Origin of the sequence: Burkholderia sp. MSMB1078WGS, from assembly GCF_001528895.1 — a bacterium.
Taxonomy (GTDB): Bacteria; Pseudomonadota; Gammaproteobacteria; order Burkholderiales; family Burkholderiaceae; genus Burkholderia.
Genome location: NZ_LPDI01000114.1, coordinates 1 through 13,968, shown reverse-complemented (window position 1 = coordinate 13,968; position 13,968 = coordinate 1). Strand labels below are relative to the sequence as shown.

The 13,968-nt window shown below is 63.9% G+C and carries 11 protein-coding genes and 1 pseudogene; 8 read left to right on the top strand and 4 right to left on the bottom strand.

Annotated elements, in window-relative coordinates; all coding sequences use genetic code 11:
* The first annotated feature begins 95 nt into the window (after window positions 1-95).
* Together WT24_RS30620 and WT24_RS30615 are read left to right on the top strand one after the other, a co-directional pair.
* A complete protein-coding gene (locus WT24_RS30620; RefSeq protein ID WP_006497839.1) occupies window positions 96-791 on the top strand; it encodes a ParA family protein in 696 nt (231 codons plus the stop codon).
* Window positions 784-1,815, top strand: coding sequence for a ParB/RepB/Spo0J family partition protein (locus WT24_RS30615; RefSeq protein WP_059498803.1), 1,032 nt, complete (start codon window positions 784-786; stop codon window positions 1,813-1,815). Before WT24_RS30620 ends, WT24_RS30615 begins: the two co-directional genes overlap by 8 nt.
* A 91-nt stretch (window positions 1,816-1,906) precedes the next feature.
* Here WT24_RS30615 and WT24_RS30610 read toward each other — a convergent pair whose 3' ends face one another.
* Together WT24_RS30610 and WT24_RS34770 are read right to left on the bottom strand one after the other, a co-directional pair.
* Window positions 1,907-3,223 (bottom strand): replication initiation protein, encoded by a 1,317-nt coding sequence (locus WT24_RS30610; protein ID WP_034208836.1) that lies wholly within the window; start codon window positions 3,221-3,223, stop codon window positions 1,907-1,909.
* 1,935 nt (window positions 3,224-5,158) lie between these two features.
* Window positions 5,159-5,506, bottom strand: a complete 348-nt coding sequence (locus WT24_RS34770) for a hypothetical protein (protein ID WP_156441890.1) — start codon at window positions 5,504-5,506, stop codon at window positions 5,159-5,161.
* Between the two features lie 156 nt (window positions 5,507-5,662).
* Between WT24_RS34770 and WT24_RS30605 the strand changes: the two genes are divergently transcribed.
* Window positions 5,663-5,977, top strand: coding sequence for a hypothetical protein (locus WT24_RS30605; RefSeq protein ID WP_059498804.1), 315 nt, complete (start codon window positions 5,663-5,665; stop codon window positions 5,975-5,977).
* Between the two features lie 163 nt (window positions 5,978-6,140).
* Here the strand turns inward: WT24_RS30605 and gcvA are convergent, their stop codons facing one another.
* Window positions 6,141-7,046, bottom strand: coding sequence for a transcriptional regulator GcvA (gene gcvA, locus WT24_RS30600; RefSeq protein WP_060036975.1), 906 nt, complete (start codon window positions 7,044-7,046; stop codon window positions 6,141-6,143).
* A 141-nt stretch (window positions 7,047-7,187) separates the two neighbouring features.
* Between gcvA and WT24_RS30595 the strand changes: the two genes are divergently transcribed.
* From WT24_RS30595 to WT24_RS30585, 3 genes are all read left to right on the top strand, one after another.
* Complete coding sequence (locus WT24_RS30595; RefSeq protein ID WP_059498806.1) at window positions 7,188-8,486, top strand: adenylosuccinate synthase; 1,299 nt, start codon at window positions 7,188-7,190, stop codon at window positions 8,484-8,486.
* Window positions 8,487-8,745: 259 nt separating this feature from the next.
* Window positions 8,746-9,696 carry a LysR family transcriptional regulator gene (locus WT24_RS30590; RefSeq protein WP_060036972.1) on the top strand — a complete coding sequence of 317 codons (951 nt, stop codon included), beginning with the start codon at window positions 8,746-8,748 and terminating at the stop codon, window positions 9,694-9,696.
* Window positions 9,697-9,986: 290 nt separating this feature from the next.
* Entirely contained in the window at window positions 9,987-10,958 is a 972-nt protein-coding gene (locus WT24_RS30585; RefSeq protein ID WP_060036971.1) for an aliphatic sulfonate ABC transporter substrate-binding protein, read from the top strand.
* 60 nt (window positions 10,959-11,018) lie between these two features.
* Here WT24_RS30585 and WT24_RS30580 read toward each other — a convergent pair whose 3' ends face one another.
* Complete coding sequence (locus WT24_RS30580) at window positions 11,019-11,873, bottom strand: AraC family transcriptional regulator (RefSeq protein ID WP_257127585.1); 855 nt, start codon at window positions 11,871-11,873, stop codon at window positions 11,019-11,021.
* A 712-nt stretch (window positions 11,874-12,585) separates the two neighbouring features.
* Here WT24_RS30580 and WT24_RS30575 point away from each other — a divergent pair.
* A complete protein-coding gene (locus WT24_RS30575) occupies window positions 12,586-13,479 on the top strand; it encodes a LysR family transcriptional regulator (RefSeq protein ID WP_059498810.1) in 894 nt (297 codons plus the stop codon).
* A 211-nt stretch (window positions 13,480-13,690) separates the two neighbouring features.
* Window positions 13,691-13,968, top strand: a pseudogene (locus WT24_RS30570) (efflux transporter periplasmic adaptor subunit); the annotation flags it as partial.

Here is a 13,968-nt window from a genome sequence, read left to right as displayed (position 1 = left end):
CACAACGATCAATAGAACATTCATGATGCGGAGCAATTTTCTGGACATTCGAAGAATAACTACATATATTACGCAAAACTCCGTGGAGGAATTCAATGGCTTTCAAGATCGCCGTCAGTAATCAAAAAGGTGGAACTGGAAAGACAACCATCTCCGTCAACATCGCGGCTGCGTTCGAAGCCGGCGGCAACAAGGTCGCGCTGATCGATGCCGACCCTCAAGGCACTTCGGTCCGTTGGGTCACAAGTGGCGAGAACACACTCCCGATGACGGTCCTGTCGCTGGCGCCCGCCGGCCGCGGCATCGGCGGCGAGATCAAGAAGCAGGACGCAAATTTCGACGTAATCGTCGTCGATTGCCCTGGGAACCTCGAAGACCCGCGTATTGCATCCGTCCTCGAAGTGGCGGACTTCTGCCTCGTGCCGCTTTCGCCGTCGCCGGCCGATCTGTACAGCACCGTCGCGATGATCCGCATGATCGAGTCGATGCGCGCCGTTCGAAATCCTCAACTTTCTTCCGCATTAATGCTGAATAGCGTCAATGGAAAAACTAAAATGCGTGAAGAAATTTTAAAAATTCTAAGAGCTGAAGAAATAGGGGAGCATCTGCTCGATAGCCAGATCGCGCAACGCGAGGTCTATCGTCAGACGTTCGCACTGGGCACCACGATCCATCACCACAATCGATACCTGAAGGGCTTGAAGGAAGCCCGCGCGGAAATCGAAAAGCTGGTCACGGAAATGGCCCAATACATCGCGTCGACGCGCGCTACCGGAGCCGCCCATGGCTAAGGACACCTCGAAAGACAAGAAGCCTGCCGGCAACCTGCATCTGGCAGCCGGCCTGTTGCGCGGGCTCGCGCAGGAAAATGCGGCACTCGAGACGCGGCTGCCCGAGCCGGCGGCCGCATCGGCTGCCGTCGTCGAAGCGACGCCCGCCAGTGCCCCGGCAGCAACCGCGCCCGCCGGTACGCCCGATCTGGGCGCGCCGCAGAAAGTGCTGGTCAAGGACTGCATCCCGAACCCGTTCAACCCGCGCGTGTTCTACTCGGAATCGAGCCTTCACGAACTCGCACTGACGTTGAAGCGGGAAGGGCAGATCGAGCCGATCAAGGTCACGCGGCTCCCCGAGTTTCCCGGCAAGCTCGTCGTGATCGACGGGCAACGCCGGCTGCGTGCGACGAGCATCAACGGCGACGAAACGATCAATGCGACGTTCCGCACGGATCACACGCCCGAGCAACTCTATACGATCGCGTATCGGGCGAACCACGACCACGAACGCCAGACGATCTTCGACGATGCGGTCGCGTGGAAGCGCCTCCTGGACGAAAAAGTCTTTGCCGACCAGAACACGCTGGCGGAGAAAATCGGCAAGGACAAGGCATCGATCAGCAAGACGCTGTCGCTGAATGCGTTGCCGAACACGCTGCTGGAACGGATGGCCAGTGCGAGCGACGTGGTCGGTCTGCAGGCCGCGTACTTCCTGAAGCTGATCTTCGAACGCCTGGGCGAGCCGACGGCCGACCGGCTGCTGACGGCCGTGATCGACCGGAAGAAATCCGTCCGCGATCTCGAGAATTTCCTGCGGACGCAGAGCGACGGCGCCAAGAAGGCCGGACGCACGCGCTACAGCGTTCGTCATGACTTCGCGCTCGAATCGCGCGCGATCGGCCAGTTGAAGACTTATCCGGACGGGCGTCTGGACCTGCAGCTCAAGGGCGTCGACGCATCCCACCAGGAAGCGCTTGCCGACAAGCTCAAGACCGTCATCGACGCGTACGTCGCCGATCTGGCGACGGCCACGTCGAAGTAACGCGCCACCGGCACAAGGCCTCGCCTCCGCGCTGCGTCGCGAAGCCGAACCGCACAACGGTCCGGCGCACGGCACGGTAGCGAGGCCTCGTTCAGTTGCCTGCGAGGCTGCTTTTGAGCAGGAATTCCAGCAGGTCGTCCGAGGTCGGCTCGCCCCAGGTGTCGAGCGCGAGCCATCGGAAGAAGCTGGTCTGCGCCAGCTTGCTCGCCTTCTTTTTCGGCGACAACGTCAAGTCCTTCGAACCCGCCACCGTCTCGTTGTAACGCTCGATCAGCTTGGTCTGGTCGTCGATCTCCAGTTCGCGGAAATACGCACCGGCTTCCTCGACCTTCGCCGCCAGATACTTGTCGCGAATCTGTTCCTGCTTGCTCTGCGCGGATTCCTTCGCCGGCGCGACCGTTTCGGTTCCCTGCCCATCGGCCAGCGTGTAACCGTGCGTCAAAGCCTTGCGGAAATACGCGGCCACGTTGTCGACGGGCGCCGCATTCTTCTTCGTAGTCCGATTGAGCGTATAGGCGATCGCCGCCTTGATGCGCTGCACGCCGTATTGCGTGATCAGCCGGCGCGCTTCCGAGCGCGGAATACCGAACTTCGCGACCTCGTCGACCAGCGCTTCGTTCTTGACGTCGCCGTCTTCGACCGTATCGGTACTTTCCTTGCGCGTCACCTTGAACTGGACCGCTTCCACGCTGCGGCCGGATTTGTGTTCGATCAGTTCGAGCGTGTGGTCCGATACTTCGTTCACCTCCTGGATGCACGGCACCAGCACCTTGCTCTTGAACAGCTTGTATTCCTTGTACGACTGCGATGCCTTGTCCTGACCGAGAATGAGGTCACGGAATTTCGGCAGCGGAATCTTCGCGGTGATGCCGATCCCTTCGTAGCGCACCGTGTTTTCCCACAGCGCGAGCGAGTGCGACCGCCGGAACTCGCGAGCGATCCGCATATCGATCAACGCGTAGATTTCGGGATTGAGCAGTTCGCTGCGGATCTGGTCGGAGAAGCTGTACTTCAACACCGATTGCTCGAGTTCGGCGCCGGCGAGCAGGCCCGACGCTTTCCAGACCGTCGAACGGTCCGCGGCCAGGTAGTCCCAGTTGACGACGGTACTGATCAACGAGTTGACCGTGTCCTTCACGTACTTCGTGTTGTTGCTGTTCAATCCGCTCTCGTGCGACAGCGACGCGATCGAGATCGAGAAGCTCGTCCGGCCCGGTTCGAACGCCTCCTGCCGAAGCGCGTTCTTGATCAACGAGCTGAACATCTTGCGCTGCTGCAGACCGATCTTTCCCGACTTCGGTGCGATATGAATCGCCTGGACCGCCTTGCGCAGCAAGTCGGGAGGCTCGGGTGTCTGAAACAGCGAAACCTGTTTGTCTGAGCCTTTGCTTGCGGGCTTGCGCGGCATCGTGGTGTCCGGGTAAGGTTGCCTTATTGAAAGCGGACTTTATACCTTTTCGTGCCGCGGAGCAACGTCCTCGTTCCAGCATCACTTTCACTATCCGGCCTAACTACCAGATATAAAAGGAAAAACCTCGGCTGCGCGATTCGTGCGGGGCCCCATATCCGTCTACCTTTTGGTCAAAAAAGCCTCCCAAAAGCCGCTACCTTTCCCGGGTGGACAGAGAAACCCGGCACAAGATTTGCCACCGCGAAGGTACCCATCCATGGGAGAAAATGAGCGGAATCGAGAGCGCCGGGAGGATGCGTGGTGCCCTGCAACACGACCGAGGTTTCTCCCATAAATTGCTACCTTCATCGATTCCCATAGGAGGCTACCCGTCAGCATCGTCGACGGAATTGTTTTTCGTCCTGACGGTAGAAAACGCTCCCATAAACGGCAACCATCTATTTTCCCCATAAAAGGTAACCTGTCCACGGCCTCGGCCCTGTCTATGGGAACGCTTCGCGGGATCCTTGTGCAAAAGGCGCGGAATTGATCAAGACCGACTCCCATGAATGGGTACCTTCGAGGCTTCCCATAACTGGCTACCCTACGAAAATCGCTGTGCCAATATCCAACTACCGACCGAGAAAAACATCCCAGAAAAGGCTACCTTCATGGGTTCCCATAGACGACTACCCAGCGCGATCTACGGTCGATTTCCCATAACCGGATACGTTCGCCCCATATCCACAACCCTGATTCCCCACAACCCGGTACCCCAAACCCCAAATCCACAGACCTGAAACCCCATGTCCTTCCACCTGTGCTCCCATAAATGGGTACCGAACACCGCTCAAACCCTTACCCGACAAGGCTGTGAGCCGTCTAAAAGTAGTTAAAGAAGTAAACGTGGTTTACCAAAGATGTAAACACACGTGTGCTTGCACAGAAAGACGAACCCCATAAACCGCTACCAATGGGAGCCGTCTGTGGGATACCAGACGCCCGGAACGCTCGACTCAGGCTGACGCGGCCCCCGTTTGAGGCCTGTTCCTGGACGACTTCAAGCCTGACAAGACTTCCCGAAGAGGTGAGCGCCCACTCACAAATATCGAAACGTAGAAACTTATGGGAAGAAATCCCCGGATTCAGCGTAGAGGTTCCCGTTTATGGGACCCAAAAACTTGCCCGGTGGCCCTCTTGGCACCTGTGATTGACCGGCGGCATGGATCCCTCGCTTTCCTCCACTGCAGTTCGAAATCATCCCGGATTGCCAGCGAGTGGTTTTTTGTACTCGCGCAGCATCGTCTGCGGACAAGTTTTTGTCGATCGCCTGTGATGCCGCTCGTCAAATTTAGCCTGTGGACTGTGCCGAGAGGAATCCGCGCCGGGCTGTTTTTCATCTCCACGCCCATCCGTTTTTCTACCTTTGGAGCCCCACCCGGGAAGTCGTGCTGTACCCGTCACAGGCAACGAGGGACTCACACGAGGCTCGAAAACGAACCGGGTGCCGAAATGCCACCGCACAGAGTGGGGCCGGCCGGGGACGATCTTGACGGGATGCATCGAGATCGTTGCGAGCCAACGTGAAGATGCCGTCGGTGCCGAAGCTCACCGTAATCGAATTCCACGATGCTCCCGGACATGCTCACCTTTCCGAAAACCGGAATCCCGTAAAAGCTCACCGATCAAGCGAAGCACAGGTATCAGCAAGCTGTGTAGATTGCCGTTCCGTCCGCCAAAGCATCATCGATGGGAGCAAACAAGAAACGATCAGCATCCCCATACGTGACGCCCGATGCGTCGGCAAGCCCGGTCGTCGCATGGGCAGACCGGCCTTCACAGAGCCATGTGCACATCCGCGAGACGAGCGCTGCTCGTTCACGATGGATTTCGGCCCATTCGTGTAATCAATCATGCGACGTCTTCACCACTCCCACAGCCCCGCCATTTTCGTCAGACCTTGCCAGTCGACAACAAGCGTTGCCTCCACAGCCAGCCTTCTGTGTCACAAGGCGGCAACGGTTGCCGGACGAATCGCCGCACGCCGCAACGACGCAACATAAGCGTGATCGCCGACGACGCGAATCGTGGTCGTTTATGGGAGGAACCGCCGTTCGAGCCGCGTCGAACGATGACGCGACGCACGGATCGACTACTGTGCGGCGATCGTGCAAGCACGACGATACCCACGTCGCGCACGAGCGTATCGATATCACCACCAGTGAAACAGCCGTCGGCGCCGCGCGTCGCCGCGTGCCCAACGATTTCCGTCATCGAACCCGCGAACCAAGGGTCTCCCATACGTGTATCCCAATTCCGTCAGCACGTTGGCGCCACATTTTTTGCGACACGGTTATGATGCTCTGGTCCTGATCGCGACATGACGACTGGTCAGGGCAGGGGCGGTATCTCGATGGTTTTCAAACCGTGATGGTCATCAAAAAAGAGAGTTCAGCGATGCGAATCCAGATCAGAAAACTCACGCTGGCTGCGACTGCAGCCGCTTTCCTGTTCGGCTCGGCCGTTCCGGCGTTTGCGCAGACCGACGCCGCCAGCGCACCGGCTGCACAGGACGCCAAGGCCGCGAAGAGCGAAGCGCGCAAGGCGGCCAGGGCCAAACGCAAGGCCGAGCACAAGGCTGCGCGTGCGAAGAACACCGCCGAGCTGAAGAAACTCGAAGACGCCGGTTACAAGCCGGCGGCCAATGATCCGAACTATCCGCAGAATCTGCAAAACGCGGAAAAGAAGGCCGGCGCCGCAGCCAGCCAGTAAGCCGGTAAGCGTCGTCCGGCGGCAAGCCACGGTTCGATCCGCGGCTTGCCGCGTGCGTCGCGGTCGCGATGTACGAAGGCAAGCACGTCCGAACGTTTACCCGATTCGATTCGGAATCCTGCCTATCGTGAAGAGGCACGGCACGACACGCATGCAGCGGCTGTCAGCGCCGCCTACCCGACGCAGTTGCGCTTCCCGTTGCCTTCAACCAGTCCTTGAACGCGCGTACGGCGTCGTCGTCCGCCCGCGCCGACGCCACATACGTGAAGTAGCGCCACGGCGGCAGCGCCGGTTCGCTGAACGGCTGAACGAGGCGGCCTTCGGCGATGTCGTCGGCCACGAGCGCGATCGGCCCCATTGCGACGCCGAGACCGTCGAGCGCGCCTTGCAGCGTCAGGTAGAAATGCTCGAGCGTGAGCGAGTGTCGCGGGACGAGATTCGGGTGCCCGGCCGCGGCGAGCCATTCCGGCCACATGCCCGGATAGGTTGCCGCGTGCAGCAGCGTGAAGCCCGCGAGATCGGCGGGCGTATCCAACGACCGGCCCTCCAGCAACTTCGGCGCACACACCGGCAGCCGGACTTCGGACAGGAACTCTTCCGCGACGTATCCATCGATGGCCTGCGGGCCGCCGCGAACGATGAGGTCGACCTTGTCACGCAGCTTTTCGATCGGCTCGTTCGACGTCGACAGCCGCACCTCGATGGCCGGATGCGCAACCTGGAACGACGACAGCTTGGGGACGAGCCAGCGCAGCGAGAACGTCGCGGGCGCGCTGACGCGCAGTACGCGCTGCTGTGCATGGCCGAAGTGCTGCGCGGTGGCGAGTGCGATCCGGTCGAACGAAGCGCCGACCTCGGCGAGGTACGCGCGCCCGGCCGCGGTCAGTTCGACGCGCCGGTTGTGGCGTTCGAACAGCGGCCGGCGGAGCCATGCTTCCAGTTGCTGCACATGCCGGCTGATCGCGCCGTGCGTGACGCACAGCTCGTCGGCGGCCAGCGTGAAGCTGCCGAGCCGCGCGGCGGCTTCGAACGCGCGCAGCGAATTCAACGGAGGGAGTCGTCGGGCCATTGCATCGGTTCGCGTGAAATTTACTCACACGATGGTTCAGGTTTAATCGTTTGATCGGGCGATTCGGCTACGCCAATATGGCACACAAACGGCCGACCTGGGCTGAACAAGTGTCTGAATTTCTCACATGGAGTACGGAACATGCCGAACGTGGTGGTCGTGGGCGCCCAATGGGGCGACGAAGGCAAGGGGCGCATCGTGGACTGGCTTGCCGCACAGGCCGATCTCGTCGCGCGCTACAACGGCGGCCACAACGCGGGTCACACGCTGGTCGTCGGTGGCCGCACGTACAAGCTCGCGCTGCTGCCGAGCGGCATCGTGCGCGGCAAGCGCGGCGTGATCGGCAACGGCGTGGCGCTCGACCCGGAAGCGCTGCTCGCGGAAATCGGGCGAATGGCCGCGCTCGGGTTGTCGGTCACGCCGAACAACCTGTCGATCGCGGAGAACGCGACGCTGGTGCTGCCGATTCACCGTGCGATCGATCAGGCGCAGGAGCGTTTGCGCCGCGAACCCATCGGCACCACGCTGCGCGGGATCGGGCCGGCCTACGAGGACAAGGTCGGGCGTCGCGGGCTGCGCGTCGGCGATCTCGCGGAACCGGGCGGGCTCGCGGCCAAACTCGACGTGCTCGTCGACCATCACAACGCGTGGTTCCGCGGCTTGGGGCTCGACGCGTACGATCGCGACGCGATGCTGACGACGCTGGTTGCGCTTGCACCGAAGATCCTGCCGTTCGTGCGTCCCGTCTGGGCCGACCTCAACGACGCGGCCGATCGAGGCGAGCGAATTCTGTTCGAGGGTTCGCAGGCCGTGATGCTGGACATCGACTGGGGCACGTATCCGTTCGTGACGTCGTCGGGCACCGTCGCGTCGGCCGCGGCGGCCGGCACCGGGCTCGGTGCGGCGAAGCTCGGCCACGTGCTGGGTGTCACGAAGGCGTATGCGACGCGGGTCGGCGGCGGCCCGTTCCTCACCGAGCTGACCGACGCGACCGGCGAAACGCTGCGTGCGCGCGGACAGGAGTTCGGCGTCAATACCGGCCGGCCGCGACGCTGCGGATGGCTCGATGCTGCGCAACTGCGTCAGGCCGTGAGGGTCTCGGGCATCGATTCGCTGGCGCTCACCAAGCTCGACGTGCTCGACGGCTTCGAGTCGATCGAGCTGTGCGTCGGTTACGAATTCGACGGCGTGCGTGTCGACCATCTGCCCGCGAGCCTCGACGCGCAGTCGCGCGCGAAGCCGCTCTACGAACGGTTCGAAGGCTGGCAAGGCTCCGTGAAGGGCGTGCGCGAGCGTGCGGCGCTGCCCCGAGCCGCGCAGGACTTCATCGCGCGCATCGAAGCGGTGGCGGGCGCGCCGGTTTCGATGATCACGACCGGCGCGGAGCGCGACGATACGATCGTGTTGTGCAATCCGTTCGATGCGGCGGGCGCCGCGTAACGCGCGAGAGACGCGAAGGGCGCCGATCGCGAGGGGCTCATGGTCGGCGGGTGGTTTTTGCCGACCGCTTCCGTTGGCTGTCGGCACCTTCGATACGCATGTACGCGCGGCTCGGCGGCACGATTCCGCATCCGGATCGTGCCGCATACGGCGAACTGGACACGCCTGCAACGCTGCTGTACTGTTCCGCACGATTCGCGCCAGACCGGCGTGTGCCGGCGGCACGGTGGCGCGACGTGACAATCCCGGGGACAGGTCGATGGACACGTTACAGATGATGCGCATTTTCGTCCGGGTCGCGGAGGAGGGCAGCTTCACGAGCGCGGCCCAGCGCCTGGACATCACGACGGCCTATGCGTCGCGCTCGGTCGCGCAACTCGAAACGCATCTGCGCACGCGGCTGCTCAACCGCAGCACGCGCCGCATCGCGCTGACCGACGCCGGGCAGCGCTATCTCGACCGCTGCCAGCGTATCCTCGGCTATATCGACGAAGCGGAAGCCGAGGCGGCCGATGCACAGGCGAAGCCGTCCGGACGGCTGCACGTTCACGCGACGACGAGCTTCGGCCAGTCTTACGTGGTGCCCGCGGTCGTGCGCTACCGTGAGCGCTTTCCGTCGGTCGCGGTCGAGCTGACGCTGTCGCAGCACGTGCCCGACATCATCGACGAAGGCTACGACGTGTCGCTGCAGCTGAGCACGACGGAGCTGCCCGATTCCGGGCTGGTGTCGCAGCGGCTCGGCGACGTGGGCAGCGTGTTGTGCGCGTCGCCTGCCTATCTGAAGACGCGCGGCACGCCGCGCACGGTGAGCGATCTCGCCGGCCATGCGTGCCTGCAGATCGTCACGCCGCTTTTTCCGCGCGACCGCTGGCATCTCGACGGCCCGAACGGCCGCGAAACGTTCGAACTGCCGGTGCCCGATTTCCAGGTGAATATCGCCGATGCGCTCGGCGCCGCGCTGCGCGCGGGGCTCGGGATCGGCTCGCTGCCGATACCGGCTGCGCTGCCCGCGCTCGCGAGCGGCGCACTGGTGCGCGTGCTGCCCGACTACCGGCTGCAGAAGCTGACGGTCTATACGTTGTATGCGTCGCGTCAGTATCTCGATGCGAAGATCCGCACGTTCGTCGATTTCCTGCGGGAATGCGTGCCCGAGCTGCTCGCCGCCGACGAGGCCGCATTGAGCGCTTGCTGCCCGTCCCGTCACTCCTGATTTACGCAAGGCCTGATTTACGCAAGGTCGGTATCGTGAGTACCGACCACCGTCTTCCGGCTCGATGTAATTGATTCGGAATCCTGCATTAAAATCGGGAGACGAATGCATGCGCACGGACCGTTCCGGACAACGCTGCTCGTACCGGCGGCAGGTCCTTATGAAAACGCTTGCTTTCGATATCGAACATCGTTGGTTCGGCGTGCGGCGGCCGCCTTTTAGAATCGGTTCGACCTGCTTCATCGCCTGCGCGCGCTCCGCTCGCGCCCACTTCATCGAACCGAAACGACATGGCAGATCGATACTCCAGTACCCGCCGCCGGCTGCTTCATGCCGGCCTGGCAATCGCGGCAGGCGCCGCCGCCCACCCGGGCCTTGCGCTGGCCAGTGCGGCCGGCACGCGTACGTTGCGCATCGGTTATCAGAAAGGGCCGCTCAGCCTGCTGAAGGCGCGCGGCACGCTGCAGGGCAAGCTCGCGACACTCGGCGTGAACGTCACGTGGACCGAATTCCCGTCGGGCCCGCCGCAACTCGAGGCGCTGAACGCGGGATCGATCGATTTCGGCGACGTCGGCGAAGCGCCGCCGATTTTCGCGCTCGCGGCCGGCGCGCCGCTCGTCTACTACGCGCAGACGCCGGCCGGTCCGGCAGCCGAAGCCGTGGTCGTCGCGAAGGATTCGCCGGTCAAGACCTTTGCCGACCTGCGCGGCAAGCGCATCGCGCTGGTGAAGGGATCGAATACGCACTTCCTGTTGGTCCGGCTGTTGCAGGCCGCGAAGCTCGGTTATACCGACGTCACGCCGGTCTGGTTGTCGCCGTCCGATGCGCGGGCCGCATTCGAGAACCGCTCGGTCGATGCGTGGATCATCTGGGATCCGTTTCTCGCGGTGGTCCAGCAGGCCTTCGGCGCGCGCATCGTCGCGGACGGTACGGGGCTCGTCGAGAACCGCGGCTACTACTTTGCATCGCGCACGTATGCGCAGCGCAATGCCGACGTGCTCGATGCGGCCGTGTCGGAACTGGCGACGATCCAGCGCTGGCTCGATGCGAACCGCGCGCAGGGCGCGGCCGAATTCTCGAAGCTATGGGGGATTCCGAAGCCGGCCGTGGCGCTCGCATTCCGCCGCGCACGCTTCGGTGTCGAGCCCGTCACCCGCGACACGCTCGCGTACCAGCAGCGCATCGCGGACGTGTTCCATCAGGCCGGCATCCTGCCGAAGCGCGTCGACGTCAGCCTGGCCGCACCGCCCTCGCTCGCATGAGCCGGGAGCCGGCCCGACGATCGGGTTCGCGGTGAGCAGCGAGCCCGTTGCGATATCCGTTCATGGTGCGACGCGCGACAGCGGTACCGCTTCGCCGCGCAGTCTCGCGACGTCGCGGCCCGGCGCGTCGCCGAACAGCCGCGCGTATTCGCGGCTGAACTGCGACGCGCTCACATAGCCGACGCTTCGGCACGCCTGCCGCGCGTCCATCGCCGACAGGCACATCAGGCGGCGCGCCTCCTGCAGCCGCAGCACCTTCTGGCATTGCAACGGGCTCATCGACGTGACCGCACGGAAGTGATGGTGGAAAGTCGACGGGCTCATCTCCACCCGTCGCGCGAGCGCGTCGACCGCTATCGGATCGAGGTAGTGGTCGCGAATCCATGCGACGGCGCGCGAGATCCGTTGAGTCGTCGAACCGGCGTCGCCGATCTGCGCGACGCGTGTGCCCGACGGGCCGCGCAGCAGCCGGATGAGAATTTCGTCGACGATCAGCGGTGCGAGCAGGTCGAGGTCGTCGGGCTGTGCGATCAGTTGCATCAGCCGCGCGACGGCGTCGACGATTTCGGGCGTCGCGTCGAGCGTGTCGAGCGCGCGGTAGTCGACGGGTTTCGGCAGCCCGTGCGGAAAGACCACCGGCGTGAGCGCCGCGATGCGGTGCGGATCGAGCGCGAGTTGCGCGTAAAGGAACGGCTCGGCCGGGTTTGCGCGGGTCACGCGTCCGGTCACGGGCAGGTCGGCGGTGGCGACCAGCATCCGCGATTCGTCGATCGGGTAGGTCTCGTCGCCGACCCGCATCGACTTCGCGCCTTGCCCGACGATGCTCAGGCACGCGTGGTGCACGCCGTGGTTCCACTGCGGCGACGGCGCGCAAGCGCGCGCGACGCGCATGCCGCGCAACGGGAGGTCGAACATGCCGTCGTGCGGCGCGTACGCAGCGATCAGCGCCGCGAGCCGGGCCGCGGGCGACCGGGCGCGCGTCCGAGCATCGTGATCAGGCGGGTTGCGCGGTTGCGGTGGCGTTTCGGCGTCGATTTCCATGTTGCGTAAGCGGGTGGCGGCGTGGTCGATGCAATGTGCGCGGCTGCGATCCGCTGTCGCGGTGCAGGCACGGCGGTCACATCGTACGGCCAGTTGCGTGCGCGGGATTGCCTAAACCTGTCCGAAATTAGCCCGATCATCCGGACCTGCATGGTCGGCGATCGTGCCGTCGTCATTGCACGGTGTGCAGCGCACAAATTCGGAAATTAAGGCAAAACAATCGCAGGATCGGGCAAGCCATTTTTCGGTGGTTTCCCTACCATTGCACCTGCTGAAGGAAATGCGATTCAGCGCGCCCGGATGATGCGGGCAACATCGTCCGCGTGATGCGCGGCCGCCGCCATGCCGCGTGCGTCGCCCCGCGAATCGCCGGAAAAGACTCAGGACTGCTATTGAACGATCGTGCATCGGGCTTGCCGAGGCCGGTTTGCGTCCGTTGCAAGCCGGCCCGTGCGTGTCGCACGTGTCGACCGACCCGGCTGAGCCGGTGTCGGTGCCGCCGCATTGGCCGGGTCGTTGGGGCCGGCTGTGGCGCGGCGGCGGTGCAGGCATACGGGCAGTCGTTCGCGCAGGGAAATCCGGACAAATGGACCAACTTCAATCGATTCGGGCATTCGTGACGGTGGCAAGAGAAGGCGGGTTTCGCCGGGCGGCGACGCGGTTGCGCGTGTCGACGGCGATGGCGAGCCGGCTGGTCGATGCGCTCGAGACGCGCCTCGGTGCGCGCCTGCTTCAACGCAGCACGAGCCACCAGTCGCTGACGGAAATCGGCGAGCTGTATCTCGCGCGCGTCGAGCGGATTCTCGGCGCGATCGACGAGATCGACGGCCGCTTCGTCGCGATGGGCAGCAAGCCGGAAGGCGTATTGCGCGTGGCCGCGCCGGTCGCGTTCGGGCTCAGCCAGTTGAGCGCGTTGCTCGATCGCTTCGTGCACCGGTTTCCGGACGTGCGGCCGACGGTGACGCTGACCGATACCCACATCGACCTGACCGCCGAGGACATCGACGTCGCGTTCCTGACGGACGACATGCCGGTGTCCGGCGCCCATGCGCTGCATACGCTGGCCGCGTACGAATCCGTGCGGGTCGCGGCGCCAGGTTACGTCGCCGCGCACGGCGGCGCGGCTGCGTCGGGCGACTGGCCGGACATCGCGGCCGTGCGGCTGGAGCAGCCGACGGCTGACGACGATCACGCGGCCGGGAATCGGTCCGGCGCGACGCCCGGCAATACGGGCGTCGGCCATCTCGAGATGGCGCGGCGGCTGGCCGTGGCCGGCATGGGCGCGACGGTGCTGCCCGCGTATCTCGTCGACGCCGATCTGGCGGCCGGCACGCTGGTGCGTGTTGCGCCGGCCCACCCGCTCGCGCCCGTCACGCTGAAGCTCGCGCATGCGCGCGCTGCGCGTCTGCCGGCCGCCGCTCGTGCGTTCATCGAATTCGTCGGCGCCGCGTTCCGGCCCGCGAGCCAGCGGTCTGGCTGAACCCGCGGCAACGCGAGCCCGCCGGACCGCGGGCTTGCCGTTCTTTTTCGGAAGCAGTTCGGTACACGAACGCTTCGCAGGGTGCAACGCACACCCGCAACACGCGTCCGCATCCGCGGTGGACAGGAAGCTGCAGGTCCGCCGCGCGTCAGGGCCATGAGGAGATCTGGTGATTCCCATTGAAGGTCGTCTAATTGTGAGAGGTCGCTCCATGCGCGTCGAACGGGTTCCATACCGCTTAATCACCGCCGCAACGGCTGCCGTTTTCCTGGCCGCGTGCGGGAAAAAAGAATCGGCACCGCCGCCGCCCACGCCGGAAGTCGGCGTCGTCACCGTGCAGCCGCAAGCCGTGCCGGCGGTGGCGGAACTGCCGGGCCGCACCAGTGCATTCCTCGTCGCGCAAGTGCGTGCCCGGGTCGACGGCATCGTGCTGCGCCGTGAATTCACCGAAGGCACCGACGTCAAGGCCGGCCAGCGCCTCTACAAGAT

Coding starts and splice junctions, on each gene's coding strand:
- WT24_RS30620 (WP_006497839.1), top strand. CDS start 96: ATGGCTTTCAAGATCGCCGTCAGTAATCAAAAAGGTGGAACTGGAAAG.
- WT24_RS30615 (WP_059498803.1), top strand. CDS start 784: ATGGCTAAGGACACCTCGAAAGACAAGAAGCCTGCCGGCAACCTGCAT.
- WT24_RS30610 (WP_034208836.1), bottom strand. CDS start 3,223: ATGCCGCGCAAGCCCGCAAGCAAAGGCTCAGACAAACAGGTTTCGCTG.
- WT24_RS34770 (WP_156441890.1), bottom strand. CDS start 5,506: ATGGGAGACCCTTGGTTCGCGGGTTCGATGACGGAAATCGTTGGGCAC.
- WT24_RS30605 (WP_059498804.1), top strand. CDS start 5,663: ATGCGAATCCAGATCAGAAAACTCACGCTGGCTGCGACTGCAGCCGCT.
- gcvA (WP_060036975.1), bottom strand. CDS start 7,046: ATGGCCCGACGACTCCCTCCGTTGAATTCGCTGCGCGCGTTCGAAGCC.
- WT24_RS30595 (WP_059498806.1), top strand. CDS start 7,188: ATGCCGAACGTGGTGGTCGTGGGCGCCCAATGGGGCGACGAAGGCAAG.
- WT24_RS30590 (WP_060036972.1), top strand. CDS start 8,746: ATGGACACGTTACAGATGATGCGCATTTTCGTCCGGGTCGCGGAGGAG.
- WT24_RS30585 (WP_060036971.1), top strand. CDS start 9,987: ATGGCAGATCGATACTCCAGTACCCGCCGCCGGCTGCTTCATGCCGGC.
- WT24_RS30580 (WP_257127585.1), bottom strand. CDS start 11,873: ATGTTCGACCTCCCGTTGCGCGGCATGCGCGTCGCGCGCGCTTGCGCG.
- WT24_RS30575 (WP_059498810.1), top strand. CDS start 12,586: ATGGACCAACTTCAATCGATTCGGGCATTCGTGACGGTGGCAAGAGAA.